Source organism: Ochrobactrum sp. AN78 (genome assembly GCF_029909885.1).
In the GTDB taxonomy this organism is placed as follows: domain Bacteria; phylum Pseudomonadota; class Alphaproteobacteria; order Rhizobiales; family Rhizobiaceae; genus Brucella; species Brucella quorumnocens.
Window position 1 is genome coordinate 1 of the sequence record NZ_JASAMU010000017.1, and the last position, 13925, is coordinate 13925.

A 13925-nucleotide genomic window follows, 5' to 3' on the forward strand; every position below is an offset into this window, starting at 1 on the left:
CAGAATTCTCCTGCCATGCTCCAAAACTCCCGTTATCAGGAGAGTGAATCATGAAGAAGTAATTTGATCAAATGTTTAATTGGGTTTGGAGCCTAAACCACCATTTAGGGTGTAATATGTTTCGCCACCTGTCAGAAGAACGGTACTCATTGGCGGCGAAACATCATTTCATCTATCTATTTCCCCAACGCGAACTGCTTGCTGCAGCGCGACCTGATGCATTCTGTGCGTCATGAAGCGCTTTATCAATGGCGGCATTTGCTCCAGAAACGAAGCCATTCTCGACAGTGTTGCCCATCGCACCGCCTTTAAGCTTTCCCCAGGCGCCTCCCAAAGCTTTTGCAATACTTACGCCAGGTGCAATAGCACCAGCAGCGACCGAACCCGCCAATCCCCCGATTACGCTACCAGCTCTCTCGCCCCAACCGGAATTCGATGGACGCCCGTTATTTTTTTCTGCCCCATGCGAGTTGCTAGCGCTAGCACGGCTTCCGCCATAATTGGCGTCGCTTTTTCCAGGGGAATCGAGTCCACCGCCACCAGAAACAAGTGTCATTTCTTCATTCAACAGAATGCGTATACTGTCCTCCTATTATGCATTGATGATTGGTACTAAGTTTAAAAATAATGATAGTTCGATACCGTAGGATTACCGATACTCGAACAGGACAAACATCAAAGTCGCACCTAAATGATTGAATCCCTCGGGAAAGTCACAATGCCGCGAATATTAGTTAGATCAATATAACGATGTATATTCCAATATAGTGGTATGCTAAAATAGGGAGGAGACCCGGCTCACACTCACACTGAATTTCCAATTCTTAAATCGGGAGTCAGTTACGATGTTCGCTTCTGAGATGTTTTGCGGTCACCGAAAGCGGGCGTGCCGTCCACCCCGGTATTGATGCTGGTCTTGCACTTTGGAAATCCGCTACAGCTATAAAAATCGTATGGACGGGGTTGTTGCCTTTTTGCTTGGGCTTGCTCATGCCGCGCATGCGGGTCAGCGGCTTTCCACACGCCGTACAGCTAAAGCCGCTCAAGGGACGCGGTGGCTTACGCTCTCCCGGCTTGCCGTTGACATCGGGCAAGGTGGTCTTGCAGTCGCGATCCGAACATCCCCAAAAAAAGCCATTGCTTCCCTTGATACGGCGCAAGGCCTTGCTGCATGTAGGACAGGGATGAGCGGGTGCGATATGAACATCCGCCAGTTGGTCCAGCTCCTGATCAAGCGTTGTCCAGCTACCAGACACCACTGCGTGTGAGGTCAGGCTGAAGCGCGACTTTTGCCGTTTGAGTTTACGCAAAACGATGTCTGTTTGCGATGAGTTTTTGTCGGAAGACTTCTGCTGGCGTTTTATATCCTAAACATTTCCGCGGTGTATTGTTGAGGCGATGACAGATGAATGCGAGGTCTCGATCACTGAGGGTGAGCGGATCAAGGTCTCGGGGAAGCCAGCGTCTTGTGCGTCTGTTGGTGTTCTCAACGGTGCCTTTCTGCCAGGGTGATTGCGGATCACAGAACCATGTTTGAGACCCTATCCCATTCTGTAGATACGACCACTCTGTAAACTCCGTACCACGATCAAACGTGATTGATCGGCGGGCCATTTGGGGCAGGGGTTGGAGTACCCTAATCACGCCATCCATCACCGGCCGTGACTGACGATCATTGTTACGTAGCAACACCGTAAAGCGGCTCCCCCGCTCGACCAGAGACGTCACATTGGCCTTGCCGAACCTCTTGCGAAACTGGATGAGGTCGCACTCCCAATGACCGAACTGCTTGCGCCTGGCAACCATGTCTGGACGATAAAGGATGCTCAGTTCTGGTGGAAAGCGGCGTCCATGATGACGCCGGGCATGACGTGGGCGGCGTCGGGCACGACGTTCCGGCAGAAATTTCCAAAGCTCTTCTTTTCGACCGTCGGTGGAATACACAAACTGATAGATTGTTTCGTGACTGACAGAGATTGGATGGCGTAAGGTTCGGACAATCCGCACCCTCCGATCTCACTGTTCCAACCGCCGTTTGAATTTAATCATCCATCGCTGGGTGGGTGGTCAAAGTGTCGATCCGGCTGTGCAAAAGGACGAATGTGGAAATATTTTGTTTCATTTGTATTCAGATAGAGTATAAGTATTGCTTTCGCTTTTAGCAGTATTTAATGAATTGTGAAGGGGTCTATTATGAATATTTTATATATTGTCATTTTGAGTTATATGCGTCCGTTGAGTGAAATAGATGCGCAATTACCGGACCATATCGAGTGGTTGAATAAAGGCTATGCTGAAGGTGTATTTTTGGCGTCGGGCCGCAGAATTCCTCGCACCGGAGGAATAATCATTGCAAAAGCGGAGAGCTTGGAAAGCCTGCAAGAGATAATGCGCGAGGACCCCTTTCAACGACTGGGCCTATCAAAAACTGATATTCTCCCCTTCGAGCCCGGCAAGTATGTGGAAGCATTTAAAGCTGTGATCGCTTAAGCACGCCGCAACGTTGCATAATCGCAGGTGCCTTCGGTTTCAGCAACGGCGCGCCATTGGCGCTCTGTCTTACGGGTTTCGGTATCCGATATGTTCAGGAACTCGAAGTCTTGAAACTCATTCAATCATTCTGCGAAAGTGCCTGACCAGCACGCGCAATGCAATCGCCAATGATCTAAGCGCAGCCCCATCGACCAACTATTGCTATGAAATCATCCCGGCCAGCTGGAATTGACCCGCCATAGAGACAGTTAAGCGTCGCGAGATTTAATCGGCCCTCCGCCAGGGCTAGACGCCACGCGTCCCGATCCTGCTACCATCTATATCGGACTGAAATAGGTCACCATCTGCGAGGATGCCCTGGTAAGGCCGACCGTTGAGGTCCTGGTGTTTAATATCCTTGCATCAGGACCTCATTCATCTCTCCCATAAATCCTTCCCTTCAAGTTGCGATTGTTGATCGATGGTCTTCATGCTTTAATGACGCTGCGACGGTTCCTGCCGAACCGGAATAGGGCAATCATCTCAAAACATGACCGTTCGGAGCATTCAGTTTGACCGTCCAGAGCATGTTCCTATACCGCCCCGCCAGCTATCGATTAAAAATCGGGGGCAATGTTCGAGCGTTTCGGTTGAGCCAAGCTGTCACCCGAAGCCCCATCACAACTTCGAAATCTCATTTCCGCTATCGCCGTATCTCTGTCACTGAAAGCCTAATCAGCTATCCTCTGAAGCCTGCGCTCAGTTTGGCCGCCGCCTGAAACGAAGCTGGAGCAAACCGGAACCCCGGGCAAGTCTGCCCTATTATCAAACAGTCCCCGAGCAGCACCGACACAAAGTCCTTCCATAATCCCGCCCACACCGATGGGTAATTCCACCTATACTAATACTTTCCCTTTTCATTGCCATTGCCGAAGCGATTGAATGCTGTTTGATTTGATAGACCCAATATGCTGCCTGCCATAGAACAGTAAATCTGGTGCGAGAAAAACGTCATCATCGAAACAAATGAGCATCGTCGCCTGTGAAGAGCCTTAGAACCGAACAGTTTCTGCTTTACGCCCATCAGCGCTTTCCGGGGATGACCTCCTCTTGCTTCGCTTCTGAGGCCGGCAATCTTATCGACGACCGATCAACCTATGATCGATTGGTGGACATCATCCCCCAAGGCGATGAAGGAACGATTATCGATCTGGCCTGTGGTGATGGCTATCGTTGCCAGAGGCTTGTTGCGTTCCGTCCCAAGGGCGCCAAGATCATCGGTATTGATTTCTCTCCGGATGAAATCCAAGCGGCCGAAGAACGGTTGAGTGGATCGCATGTCCGCCTGCTTTGCGCCCGCGCGCAAGAATTGCCGATTGCTTCGCAAAGCGCTGATTACGTCCTTTGCCACATGGCTCTGATGCTGATGACTGAGCTTGATCGCGTAGTCGATGAACTGGCGCGCGTGTTGAAGCATGGCAGCGTGTTCTCGTGCATTATCCCGACTGGATCAGAGGGGCCAGGCCGTATGATCTAGCAGGAATGCTTTAGGTGATTGCTGAGCAGCATCGAACCTGTTGCTTCCAATCACTCGGCGATAGCCGCAGCCGTGCAATCGCAGGGCTTAAAGACGTGTTCGCCGCCCATCCCGCTTTTCAAGCCCCTGCGCGATTTGACAGTTTTGAGCAGATCATTGAGGGGAACCCGCATGAAATCACCCAATTCTTTCTTGGGCATTACGAAACGGCCTGCCTTTCAAAAAGAGGCATCAACTTGCTCCGTGAAAGGGTTCATGATGGGTTGGAGGCGCATGCGACAGATGGAACGATCCGCCACGTGATGCGGTTTATGCAAATGACCATTGAAAAGACAGGTGTGGCGCGCGCAGTAAATGCAGCCGCCACGTGCGGCCGGCTCCCCCCAACGAGCAAGGGGCCAATGCGCGTATGAGGGCAGGCAGATCAAACCATAGGTGCGAGATAGCACGATAGTTTATCGCGGCTAAACTTTACTCGGCAGACGATCACAAAGAGACTTGAACTGCGAGAAGGCACCAATAGCGGGATTGAAAGCAATCATCCTTGGATTGCCCCATGGATTTCTCTTTTCGCCCCAAAACGGGGGCTATTCGGTTTCGAGAGATTGATCTGTTAAAAGGCGTATCGAGCAGTTTGAGATCCCGGCCTCGTTCAGAACATCGAAGCAAACTCCAAAAAAACGGTGCGTTACCGGGTTCTGCTTAGATCGTGCCGCAAATCGCTGCAAGCATGCACGCATCCTCAAAGAAGGACTCGATCTCTATGCGCATTCCAGCAATTATGATGACTACTCTTGTCTCACTCCTTTCGATGGGCTCGGCAAATGCCTGTACCGACAGTCCTAAAACCCGTTTGGAAATTCGCCAGGACGTTGGTATCGACAAAAAGGCAAAATTGATCTGGAAACGATGTGCGCTAGGCATGCACTGGAGCGCCAGAGAAAAAACCTGCCGCGGTGAGGCCGATGCCTTTACCCATAGCGAGGCGGAGGTCCAAGCTGCTAAATCAGGCCGGGGATGGCGTTTGCCGACCGTTGATGAGTTAGCAACCTTGTTGCAAACGACCTGTTCCGGTCCGCAGCTTGAAAAAGGCCTCTTTCCGGATATAGAGAAGGCCGATTTCGGGGAAGGTGAAAATTTTTGGTCCTCCACGTAAGCCTTCCCCGACATGTATTATTTTTTTGATCTGGGAAACGGCTATGCGGATATCCATTCCGCCAATTACGCACTTGGGGTCCTTTTAGTCAAAGACCTGTAACCGCACACTAAACCCATTGCGGCCAATTTCCTGCAGTTGCGATTGTCTCTCGTAATGCAAGCCACGCCTGCCGCAAGCATCAAAGCCTGCGATCAAATGCGGCCTATGCGTTCTTCCTGAGTCGTGCTGTGTGAACAGCTTCCCCTGGTCCCGAGTTCACGGGGCTGGATCGCTTTTCTTCATAAAGACCTGTCTGCTGTTCATCGTCGTTCGAATAACTCACAAGCGCCCAGCACAAGCCTATCAATAATCGATTCCGAATGTGGGATAACACGCGGTCTCAAGACTGACCTATCCGGAACATTGAGACAAAACCTCGACGAACAGCCGCTGCGTTTCTTTGCAGATTGACCGTCTCCTACCACCTGACTTTGAAGCCGAGATTGCCTTTGATTGTGTAGCTGTCGGCAAAATGATTAAGTGCTGTGTTGATGGTGGCTTCACCATAAAGCGCATATTTGGCGTCAGCCCATTGATATGTGCCGCCCATGCCGATCCCGCCCCAGCTCTTGTCATCATCGGTCGCCATGCGCGTGCCGGCATAATCAATGCGGTTTTCACCGATCAAAGCCTGATAGAGATTGGCAATGCCATAGAGAGACGTGTCGACCTTGCGACCATCTGCGCCGGTGAAGCTATTTTGATAATTGGCAGCCAGTCCAATCCGACCCGTCAGGCTGTCGCCCTCATGGCTTGAGATCCGTGCGTCATAAGCATCGGTGAAGCTGTCAAAATCAACCGACGACCACATCAGCTGCGCCTGCGGCGTCAGCGACCAGCTCTCATTGAGCGTGATGCGCTGGCCTGCTTCAAGGCTTAATGCATAGCCAAAGCCCTTGTTGGAATGAACAAGGCCGCGATTGACCGCATCGACATCGAGATCACTGTCATACCAGTTGGCCTGAGCCTGTGCATCGAGATAAAAGCCATTATTGCCATAATAGGTGGCGTTCGCCCCAAGGCCCCAGCCCTGCGTGTTGATTTCGCCACTGCCGTCGCCGGTCAGATTGTCGATCCGGGCATGGGCATTGCCATATTGTCCGGTGATGCCGGCAATCAGACGGCCCTGCTCATTCTCATAGAACTGGCCATCGACACCGGCCTGAAGAATGACGGTGTTGATGTTCTGGTTGAGATCACCCGCTGTGGAAGCGGACTGAATGCGGTTATGCGCCCCTTCAATCCGGCCCCAGATGCCAGCCGGCGTGGTCTCGCCGCTCTGAGCGCTGTCTGTGGAAGAGAGAGCACTTGGAAGCAAGGCCTCCTTATCGAGATAACGGTCGCCCACACGCTGCTGCAAGGTGGGCAGACGGTTCAAGGCCTGCAAGGTTGAACCATAGGATTCATAGATTGGTGCCGCCGCAGAATAGCGTGGACCGGTTGGATCTGTCGGATCCGTTGGATCGGTCGGATCAGTCGGGTCGGTTGGATTGGTTGCCCTGGTGTTCTGGCTGACCAGATACCAGTTGCCATCCTTGTTGCCGCTGCCAGAACCCTTCTGTAACGTATAAGCATAGGCAGACGCCGTCATGATCGCCTGCTGACCGTCTTTGGTCGTGTAATCGCCATTGAGCGCAAAACTGCCATCTGACTGCCCGCCGACATCAATGATCTTGATGCCATTGACCGTCTGCGCACCAAAGCCACCGCGATTGCTGATCGAGACCTTGCTATTGCCCGCGCTATTGCCGGTGATGACAAGCTGATCGGTCTGTGCGCTATCATCACTGAGCACCGTCGACATCATAAGCGTGCCGCCTGTGCCGACATAATCGCCATGAATGGTGAGAACCGTGCCGCCTGTGCCGCCAAAGCTGACCCGGCCGCCATTTTGAAGCCCGGCCATCCCGGTGGCAAAGCCGGAAAGATCAAGCTCGGCACCATCCTGGACCTGATAGGATGAGGCTTGTGAGAAGCCCCCTTGCGCGCCCTGCACAAGTGCGCCTGCCGTCACATTGGTGATGCCCGCATAGCTGTTGGCGCCATAAAGCACCAGATCGCCCGCACCATTCTTGACGATCCCGCCACTGCCTGAGATCTCACCCGAATAATCGCCATGCAGATCCTGATTGAGCGTGAGCGTGCCAGAACCGAGCGTGATATTGCCGTCATGACCATGACCATCGGCTGGGTTCAGACCATCAAGGCCGCCGATCGTTTCGTTGAGATCGGCAAGATCAAGGATTGCACCATCGGCAATCTTCACAAGGCCTGAGCCAAAGGCATGATCGGCAATCCCGGCCTTGGCTGTACCTGCTTCCACATTCAAGCCGCCCGAGAAACTGTTGTCGCCTGAGAAGGTCGTAATACCCGTGCCACGCTTATAGACTTCACCCAGACCACTGATCTGGTTTGACAGCGTGAAGTCCGTGTTCTTGTTAATGGCAAAGTTACCCGTGCCATAGCGCGTATTGGCCAGAACAATATTGCTGGATGCATCAAGGCTGCCGCCATCACCCAGCGTCAGCAGCCCTTCGGTCACCGTGGTGGTGCCGGTATAGCTATTGGCAGCGCTCAGCACCAATTGCCCTGCGCCTGATTTAAGCAAGCCTTCATTGCCTTCAATCGAGGCTGCAATGGTTGCAGTCATTGAAGAACTTTCGAGCGAGCCATCGCCAACAAGGATCAGCTGATCGCCGGTGCCGGCAAGGGTCAGTGAACCGCCGGTCAGCACATAGCCATCATTCATGAACTGCATGCCATTGACACTGGGCGTAAAGCCGCCATCAAGGGTCACGGTGCCACCGGTGCCGGCTGGCCCGCCAAACACCGCAAATGTATCGTCAAACCACGGCGTATTGGCGCTACCGTCCGCACTGGTCCAGTTGCTGTTTATACTATCCCAGGTGCCGTCACCGCCATGAACAGTGCCGTCGCCGCTCATCTCACTGCCATCCCAGAAGGAGAAGTGGCGACCGCCGCTATTGATCAGATTGACCTCATGGGTGATCGAGGTCTGCAGGCTGTAATCGGACGCATTGCCATCGGCAACCGTGCCGATCGTCATTGTATTGTGGGTCAGATTGCCCGAATAGTCAAAAATGCGATAGACACCGGCGCCAACCACGCTGCCATCATCGACATTGAGTTGACCATCGAGCGACAGATCGCCAGTAACATCAAACAGCGCATTGGTGGAAGGGCCGCCGGTCAGTGTCACATCGGTCTGGCTGCCTGCTGCAAGTGTCAGGCCATTGCCAAAGAAAAGCTTCTGCCCGGTCTGTCCAAACAATGTCGCGCCTGAAGCAAAGCTTGCTGCGCCACCGATGGTGCCATCGCCACCCAGATCCGCCTGATCCTCCACCTGTAAGGTGCCGCCGAGTTTTGCACCATTAAGGCGCAGATCACCCGCCTTCACATCCACCGCACCGCTATAGAGGGAGCTGTCTGCCGTCAGCACCAGGGCACCGGCCCCGGTCTTGGTGAGCGCACCTGTGCCAGAAAAGGCTGAAGCGACGGTAAATGTGTTATGGGCATCGACAATATCAAAGCCGCCGCCCTGATTGCCCCAGTTGATGCTGCGATTGGTCTGGTTGAAGTCGGTGCCGGTCACCTGCAAGGTGCCGCCGTCAAAGTTCAGTGCCCCGGTCACATTGCCGAGGTTCTCCTCCTGCGCCACCGAGACGGTGCCGGCCAGAAGGTATGTGCCGCCGGTATAGTCGTTGTTGCCTGATAGCGTCAGCACGCCTGGGCCTGATTGCGTCAGCGATCCTGTGCCGCTGATATCGCCAGTCAGCTCCGTATCGCCAAGATTGGCAACAACCAGACTGGTATTATTGACGATATCACCGATAATCATCCCGTCATGACCGGCAGTGCCGTCGCCCAACTGCAAAGTTCCGCCCAGGATGTTTGTGCCGCCCGAATAGCTGTTTACAGCACCAAGCACCAGGGTACCATCGCCCGACTTGGTCAATGTGCCTGCCGCTGCGGCCTGATCGCTCACTGCAGTCAACAGCGTGTAGGTCTTGCCGCTTGCAACCGACACCGTGCCGCCATCGGTTGCAAGGCTCACAGCACGCGAAGACACAATCGTATCGGTCACTTCCAGTGTGCCGCCTGCAAAAGAAAGTCCACCGCTCACATCACCGAGATTGGCATCAGACGACACCGAAAGCGTGCCGCCTTGAAGGCTGGTGCCGTCGCTATAAAGATTTGTTCCCGATAAAACCAGCGTACCCGTACCGGATTTGGTCAGCTTGCCGCCAGGGGTTGCGACGGTCCCAAGCGTCTGGCTCACTGTGAACACATTATTTGCGTCCGCAATATCAAAGCCACCACCTGCTGCCGTCCAGTCAATCGCGCGCGCCAGCTCTGTCATCGCCGTGCCGGTGACTTGCAAGGTGCCACCCTGGAAAATCAATATGCTGATCGTCGGCCCGGATAAAGCACCCAGACTGTCATCGGAGGAAACCGACAGCGTGCCTCCGGTCAACTTTGTCGGGCCGGTATAGGTGTTGGTTCCAGTCAGGGTGACCGTTCCGCTCCCTGTCTTTTCGAGATCCAAGAATCCCTGATACTGAAATCCCGGCTCGGCAAGATTGGAACTGATGCCGCCCGAGAAGCTGAAATCGGCTGTTCCGTCTAAAACAAGGTGGCTGTCAGCAACAGCGTTCTGGCCGTTCAATGAATAAAGGGCCGCCACAACGCCGCCGACAATTTCCGATCCCGCCTGGATTGTAAGCGTGCTTTGATTACCGACATTGATCGCAAGACCATCTGCACCCGCTTTCCCGCCCTCTGTGGATGTATTGCTGCCAGCAGCACCGCCCTGGCCTGCAAAGAGTTTGCCGCTATTGGTGACTAGGGAACCAGCCCCAGCTTCAATCGCGGCGCCGCCGTCACCGCCATTGGCGGTTGTATCGCCATAAGGCCAGTTGACTGTTAAGTTCGTACCGCCAGCTCCCCCTTCGCCGCCGATAATCGTCCCGCTATTGTTGATAACAGCTCCAACACTCGAAAAAATGCCGGAGCCGCCCTTGCCACCATTCCCGATATCGCTCTGCCCGTAAGAATCCGACCCGCCATTGCCACCAGCGCCCGCCGTAATTGTACCGCTGTTTGTTATATTGGAGCCTGAACCCGAGTTAACAAAATTTATACCAGTGCCACCGGAACCACCATTGCCAGCGGGACCACTTCCGTACTGAGTCGCACTAAACCGCCCTGCGTTGCCACCCCGCCCCGCCGTAATATTTCCATGGTTAACGACGCTTTTTTGGAAATTTGTATAGCCGTTTACAACCCCGTCACCACCTGCACCGCCCAGCATAGCACCACGGTAGGAACCGCCATTACCATAATAATCACCGGAGTCGCCACCATCACCCGCGATGATATTACCATAATTTGTAACCGCCTGAAAATAAGCAACACCAGAGCCACCGGCTCCGCCACTGCCTGTGAGATTTGGAAAGTAAAACGTACCGTAAGCGACCGAGTTATCGCCCCCGCGCCCCCCTTTGCCGCCAAGTAGGGTTGCATTTGCCTGATTGGTAACAGTTCCCTGTGAAACACGATTATTCTCATTGCCAAAAACGGCGGCTCCGCCTGCCCCACCATCGCCGCCGGCAGCCGCAATACTGACAGCATTCTTATCATATCCGCCTGCCCCGCCATTGCCGCCATCGCCAGCGACTATCATGCCAGAATTGGTAACTTGAGCATTCTGGGTGAAAATCCCGACCCCGCCATCGCCACCGCCACCGCCACCGCCGGCAGCATAGGAGGGCGAGTGCGTGTCGTGAGGTGTTCCAGCACCTCCACTGCCTCCCTGACCGGCCTTTATCTGATGGGCATTTGTGATCGTCGTCACCTGATCTGTGGCAATCAGACCATAGCCACCGGCCCCGCCGCCGCCACCAGACGCGCCGACCCAACGGCCATCCTTGCCGGCTTGACCGTCACCAGCTTGAATATCTGTAGAGAGATGGACATTTGAATTTACAACCTGGCCATTGGCACCGCCATCGCCACCATCGCCAGCGGCTGGCTCGCTTTGAATATTGGAGGCCACGCCTTTTCCGCCAGTCCCGCCGGCACCGCCGCCACCGCCGCCATTGTAGCCACAACCCGTACTGAGGTGACCAGCTCCATAAGTCGCATCCTTACCGTTGTAATCATCCGCCTGGTTCGCGGAATCATAACTCGCACCACCGGCACCGCCATAACCGCAATCCGTCTCTACGCCTGTGGTTGCTCCGCCCTGACCACCTTTCGCCAAAGCTTGGGAAACTCCGCCCCCCGTGAACACAAGGCCGAGCATGGTCCCCGCCAGCAGTGCTGTGACAAGCCGGCTACGGCAGCTTAAACAAGATTCTTCGACAGAGATGCGCCTGAATGCCGGGTGCTCTAGGCCGGCAGTTGGATCAAGAAACGCAGAACCGGCAGTTCGCGGAGAAACATGTTCATCATTCAATCTACGCATGCAAAAACTCCAGCATCTGCGCTCGTTCTGAAAAAAGTGACGGACGTCTCTTCAAACGAATGGGCGCAATCTCTGCCCCGTATACAGTCTCACTGCTGCGTAATGGCAAAACGACATGCCTTTGAGCAACATTAGAGATATCGCATACAATAAAGCATCGCTTCCCTCGTTCAAATATTACGCCTCTTATTTGAACCCGCTTTCCATTGAATTAAAACCGGTAAAAAAATCAATTTATTGTGAAATTTATATCATATAATCCTAATATTAAGACGATACGGAAACGTAAAACGGAAACTATACATCTCTATCAAAGTTAAAATGCAAGTATTATCCAAAATCGAGAAAAATATCATTTAAAAACAATCAGACCGCCCGTCGTCCAAGTCAATTTCTGCCTAAAAGCCCTGACCGACCAACCACTGATTTTAACCCATTTTCCGCGTGTCCCGGCCGCTCCGGCCTTCTACAGCGTTTGTAAGACGCAAAATTTTGCGAAAAAAATCGATGCCATAGCGGCCTTTGCGCTTCATTCAGCGAATTGTTGATCTTTTCAGATGCTGCAAAATTATCGCAAAGCGGCACACCAAGTCCTGAAGAATCCGCGGTATCTGTTCTAGGCGCGCGGTTTCATTGGGAAGCTCTACGCCCTATTCCCCAACCACAGTCACAATCTTAATACTATTTCTTGTCTGGGGCCCAGTGCCACCTGCATTCTTGATATAGAGCTCCGTCATTCCACGCGTATTACCGGTAACGTGCGGCGTCCAGCGCTTGGGTAAAGGCTACCATTTGACCCTGAAACCGGCATTGCCCTTCAACACATAGCTATCCCCAAAATGCGTAAGGCCGGTATTGATCGATCCCTCGCCATAAAGCGCATAGGTGTTGTCAGCCCAGGCATAGCTGGTTCCCATGCCGATCCCGCCCCAGCTGCGGTCGTTGTTGGTGTCAAAATCGACGCCGGAGAGACTGACCGTGCTGCCGCCTAACAATTCCTGATAGAGATTGGCAATGCCATAGACGGAGGCCGTGCTTATGCGCCCGCTATCATCCTTCCAGGAGGTGGCATATTGCGCGGCCAGACCAAGACGGCCGAGCAGGCTCGCCCCATCATCGACACTGACCCGCGCATTCCACGCGTCGCGAAACGCATTGGCACTGATCGAAGACCAGGACAGCTGGGCTTGCGGGGTCAGCGACCAGTTTCCATCAAGGGCCATCCGCTTTCCTGTTTCCAGGCTTACGGCATAGCCGGTGGCCGTGCGGCCATGGGCGAGGCTTTGATTTGCGGTCCAGGAATCGAGATCATTGTCAAACCAGCTGACCTGTCCCTGGCCATCAAGATAGAATCCGTCATTGCCATACCAGGTGGCAGTCGCTCCCAGGCTCCAGGCGTCGGTTGAAATCGATCCATCCCCATGCAGCGACGAGACATCGCCTTTGGCGTGTCCATATTGCCCGGTGATGCCGGCGATCAGACGTCCGTTTTCGTTTTCATAGAACTGCCCGTCAATGCCACTCTGCAATTGCAGCGTATTGATATCCTGTTTCATCCGTGACGTCGAGGTTGCGGGTTCCAGCCGGTTATGCGCGCCTTCGACGCGGGCCCAGACGCCCTGAGAGGTAACATTTGCGCCTTCGCCACGTCCGTCATCCTGCAAGCTCTCGCCGCTTGTGTCAGCGAAGTAACGATTGCCGACACGCTGCTGCAGGCTCGGCAGCTTGTTGAGCATCAGCATGTTCTGCACATAGCCTTCATAGAGCGGCGCCCCGGCGCTGTAGCGCGGGGTCGGCGCACAAGAGTTGCCGTCCGAGCAATCTGGATCGGCCATATGGCTGATCAGATACCAGTCGCCATCATCGGGTGTTTTCACGCCGCCCTGTTGCAGCGTATAGGCAAAGGCGCCACCGACCACCGCCTGCTGGCCATCCTTGGTCTGGTAGCCATTGGCAAGCGTGAAGGTGCCGGCCGCAGTGCCGCCGATATCGACGAGCTTGATGCCATTGACCGTCTGTGCACCGGAGCCGCCCTGATTGATCACGGTGAGCTGGGTGGCACCGGCGGTGTCTCCCTCGACCTTCAACTGGTCGGTGATGGAATCATCGCCCGCAAGCTCAGTGTTGAGGGTGATAGAACCGCCGCCGCTATAATTGCCGGTGATCGCCAGTCGGGCGCCGCCGCTGCCGCCAAAACGGATGTCACCCTGATTGCCGAGTGCGGCCATTGT

At 54.1% G+C, this 13925-nt stretch carries 9 protein-coding genes and 1 pseudogene; 4 read left to right on the forward strand and 6 right to left on the reverse strand.

Annotated elements, in window-relative coordinates:
- Nucleotides 1-172: 172 nt before the first annotated feature.
- The 3 genes and pseudogenes from QBD00_RS21725 to QBD00_RS21735 all read right to left on the reverse strand — a co-directional run.
- Nucleotides 173-556: a hypothetical protein gene (locus tag QBD00_RS21725; protein ID WP_318580519.1), complete on the reverse strand. Its 384-nt coding sequence runs from the start codon at nt 554-556 to the stop codon at nt 173-175.
- A 280-nt stretch (nt 557-836) separates the two neighbouring features.
- Nucleotides 837-1310 carry a hypothetical protein gene (locus QBD00_RS21730; RefSeq protein WP_318580520.1) on the reverse strand — a complete coding sequence of 158 codons (474 nt, stop codon included), beginning with the start codon at nt 1308-1310 and terminating at the stop codon, nt 837-839.
- Nucleotides 1303-1998: pseudogene (locus QBD00_RS21735) on the reverse strand (IS30 family transposase); the annotation flags it as partial. The gene QBD00_RS21730 and the pseudogene QBD00_RS21735, both read right to left, overlap by 8 nt.
- Before the next feature lie 195 nt (nt 1999-2193).
- Between QBD00_RS21735 and QBD00_RS21740 the strand changes: the two are divergent.
- Complete coding sequence (locus tag QBD00_RS21740) at nt 2194-2490, forward strand: YciI family protein (protein WP_318580521.1); 297 nt, start codon at nt 2194-2196, stop codon at nt 2488-2490.
- Here the strand turns inward: QBD00_RS21740 and QBD00_RS21745 are convergent.
- The gene (locus tag QBD00_RS21745) at nt 2487-2615 is read right to left on the reverse strand and encodes a hypothetical protein (protein WP_318580522.1); all 129 of its coding nucleotides are present in this window, start codon (nt 2613-2615) and stop codon (nt 2487-2489) included. The genes QBD00_RS21740 and QBD00_RS21745 overlap by 4 nt on opposite strands.
- Before the next feature lie 899 nt (nt 2616-3514).
- On the opposite strand from QBD00_RS21745, the gene QBD00_RS21750 reads away from it, so the two are divergent.
- From QBD00_RS21750 to QBD00_RS21760, 3 genes are all read left to right on the forward strand, one after another.
- Complete coding sequence (locus QBD00_RS21750) at nt 3515-4009, forward strand: class I SAM-dependent methyltransferase (protein WP_318580523.1); 495 nt, start codon at nt 3515-3517, stop codon at nt 4007-4009.
- A gap of 14 nt (nt 4010-4023) precedes the next feature.
- Nucleotides 4024-4422: a hypothetical protein gene (locus QBD00_RS21755; RefSeq protein WP_318580524.1), complete on the forward strand. Its 399-nt coding sequence runs from the start codon at nt 4024-4026 to the stop codon at nt 4420-4422.
- 350 nt (nt 4423-4772) lie between these two features.
- Nucleotides 4773-5165, forward strand: coding sequence for a DUF1566 domain-containing protein (locus QBD00_RS21760; RefSeq protein ID WP_318580525.1), 393 nt, complete (start codon nt 4773-4775; stop codon nt 5163-5165).
- A 460-nt stretch (nt 5166-5625) separates the two neighbouring features.
- Here QBD00_RS21760 and QBD00_RS21765 read toward each other — a convergent pair whose 3' ends face one another.
- Both QBD00_RS21765 and QBD00_RS23660 read right to left on the reverse strand, forming a co-directional pair.
- The gene (locus QBD00_RS21765) at nt 5626-11694 is read right to left on the reverse strand and encodes an autotransporter outer membrane beta-barrel domain-containing protein (protein ID WP_318580526.1); all 6069 of its coding nucleotides are present in this window, start codon (nt 11692-11694) and stop codon (nt 5626-5628) included.
- A 785-nt stretch (nt 11695-12479) separates the two neighbouring features.
- A complete protein-coding gene (locus QBD00_RS23660) occupies nt 12480-13922 on the reverse strand; it encodes an autotransporter outer membrane beta-barrel domain-containing protein (protein ID WP_412535058.1) in 1443 nt (480 codons plus the stop codon).
- Nucleotides 13923-13925 lie beyond the last annotated feature (3 nt).

Bases quoted from the DNA above. Each gene is read 5' to 3' on its own strand.
- QBD00_RS21725 (WP_318580519.1), bottom strand. From the start codon at position 556: ATGACACTTGTTTCTGGTGGCGGTGGACTCGATTCCCCTGGAAAAAGC.
- QBD00_RS21740 (WP_318580521.1), top strand. From the start codon at position 2,194: ATGAATATTTTATATATTGTCATTTTGAGTTATATGCGTCCGTTGAGT.
- QBD00_RS21760 (WP_318580525.1), top strand. From the start codon at position 4,773: ATGCGCATTCCAGCAATTATGATGACTACTCTTGTCTCACTCCTTTCG.
- QBD00_RS21765 (WP_318580526.1), bottom strand. From the start codon at position 11,694: ATGCGTAGATTGAATGATGAACATGTTTCTCCGCGAACTGCCGGTTCT.
- QBD00_RS23660 (WP_412535058.1), bottom strand. From the start codon at position 13,922: ATGGCCGCACTCGGCAATCAGGGTGACATCCGTTTTGGCGGCAGCGGC.